The organism is Halobacillus sp. HZG1, assembly GCF_035818575.1.
GTDB classification, from domain to species: Bacteria; Bacillota; Bacilli; order Bacillales; family Halobacillaceae; genus Halobacillus; species Halobacillus litoralis.
Genome location: NZ_JAYLVQ010000005.1, coordinates 1 through 2,262, shown reverse-complemented (window position 1 = coordinate 2,262; position 2,262 = coordinate 1). Strand labels below are relative to the sequence as shown.

The 2,262-nt window shown below is 38.6% G+C and carries 3 protein-coding genes; all 3 read left to right on the top strand.

Annotated features, from left to right (window positions below):
- Window positions 1–180 precede the first annotated feature (180 nt).
- On the top strand, window positions 181–720 hold the full coding sequence (locus tag VKA52_RS00120) for a sigma-70 family RNA polymerase sigma factor (protein WP_326313785.1): 540 nt from the start codon (window positions 181–183) through the stop codon (window positions 718–720).
- A complete protein-coding gene (locus VKA52_RS00115; protein WP_326313784.1) occupies window positions 720–1,133 on the top strand; it encodes a PadR family transcriptional regulator in 414 nt (137 codons plus the stop codon). The genes VKA52_RS00120 and VKA52_RS00115 overlap by 1 nt, the downstream gene beginning before the upstream one ends.
- On the top strand, window positions 1,130–2,262 hold a 1,133-nt coding region (locus VKA52_RS00110; RefSeq protein WP_326313783.1), incomplete at its 3' end, for an FtsW/RodA/SpoVE family cell cycle protein. The genes VKA52_RS00115 and VKA52_RS00110, both read left to right, overlap by 4 nt.

Sequence of the window (2,262 nt, the reverse complement as noted above, 5' to 3'; positions counted from 1 at the left end):
TGTGTTTATTCCAAACATGATGTAACTTTTAATTTACTTGGTTATGCTAACGGGTACGATAATTCAAAAAGAATATTGCAACTACAGGGGGCGATTATTCAATAAGAATAGTCGTCCTTTTTATTATTTCCTAAAACTAATCCCCGTTTAGAATCGTTAAATAGAGCAGGAGGGTTGAAAATGGAAGAGTCGATTGAGAAGTTTATGGAATATCAAGATAAAGAGCGTGCCATTCAAGAAATCATGGACACTTATGGCCAGTCTGTGCTCCAACTGGTCTATTCATATGTGAAGAACCAAGCGATCGCAGAGGATCTAACCCAAGAAATTTTCATGAAGTGCTATAGGAACTTACATAAGTATAATGGCAAGTCAAAAATTAGGACGTGGATATGGACCATTGCGATAAATCATAGTAAGGATTATCTGAGAAGCTGGTATAACCGTAAAGTGGTGGTATCTGAAGAAAAGGTAATGCACGCTGAACAAAAACACTTAAGCACAGAGGATGAAGTTATTCAAGGTTACGTGGACAAAGAACTGGTGACTTCCATTATGGAGTTACCTGCGAAATATCGTGAGGTGATCTACCTTTACTATTACGAAGAAGTGACGACAAAAGAAATGGCTAAGGTCTTGAAAAAGAATGAAAATACTATAAAAACCCGATTGAAGAGGGCGAAAGTAATTTTAAAAGAAAAATTAGGAGGGAGTCTGTAATGGAAGAGAGGTTGAAGAAATTAAAAAATTCTCTGGACAAGCTTGAATTTCACAATCTTCAATTTAGCGGGAAGCTCAGGGAAGGAATTCAGAAAAAACTCGAGTATGAGAATGAGGGAGAAGAAAGTGTCTTACTTTCTATTTTTCAGCTATTGGTCCAGGAGAAAACAGGCTTTACACTATCTAAGCATTTGAGAGCCAGAGGGATTGTGAGGTTTGAAGATCATGAAGGACATTTGTACACAATCCTTCATAGGTTGGAACAGAAAGGATATACCCATTCAGGATGGAAAGAGGATGGGGGAAAGTATTATGTTCTGACGAAGAAAGGTAAAAAGCTCTTAAATAAATATGAACGCGCCCCCGATAATCTGGCTGTTATACGCTCTTTAACAGAGGTGCTGGAATTATGAAAATGGATAAAAATCATTATATTGAGCATGTAAAGAAGTTTATTAAGAATAAAGAAGCGAAACGAGTGGTTTCTCAAGAACTGACTTACCATATCGTACAGGAGAAACAAAGGCTGACTAAAGATGGGCCGCACTCCGAAGAAGGGGCGGAAGAAGAAGCAGTCAAGCGGATGGGGAACCCAATTGAAGTAGGGAAAAACTTTAATCAGCTGTACCGTGACAAAACAGACTGGTGGATGGTGTTTCTATTATTGATGAGTGTGGGGATTAGTTTTCTCCCGGTTCTTGTTTTCAATCAGGACTTTGGTTATCTCCTCGAAAGTAAATTCGTCTACACTTTTATGGGAATTGGAATAGCTACAGCTCTCTTCTTCTTAGATTATCGAAAGCTACAGAAGTGGGGGTGGGTCTTTTATGGGGCTGGGCTGTTGGGAGTGTATTATCTCATCAATGGGCCCGTTTCGTATCTGGTTGGACAACCAGTATTGGAAGTTGGACCGTTTTCTATCCGAGGGATTTACTTCATCCCCCTTTTCATTCTTGGATTTGCTTCTTTCTTTTCTAGTCCTAAAGCAAAGCTATGGAAGGCTTTGATAGTGTTGTCAATTCCACTTTACCTTTACCTAAATACTTACGATCTTATTTCGACGGGGATTCTTATCATCCTGTTTTTTTCCATGGCATGGTTTATTAACTTAAACCGAAAAGCACTGGCAGGAATTATTTGTGGAGGTAGTGGTGCTATTGCTTTATATTTATGGTTAGCACCAATTAAAGAATATCAGCTCGTTAGGCTTTTTTCTTTCCTACACCCTGAAGATTATCCTGATTCACAAGGGTATGTCTATCTCCGGGTTCAAGAAATGCTTTCTAATACGGAATGGTTTGGTCGAGGCGGAAACCTTGAAAATCTTCCATCAGGCCATACAGACTTCGTATTGGTAAGTTTAACGTACAACTATGGTTGGATAATATCATTTATCACCATTCTTGTACTCTTATTATTGATGGTGCGGCTGGTTGTTGTGAATCTAAAGATCAGCGATAGGTTTGGAAAAATGCTCATTACTGGGGGACTAACTTTTTATTCGGTTCCTTTTCTTTATCATCTTCTAATGTCCTTTGGATT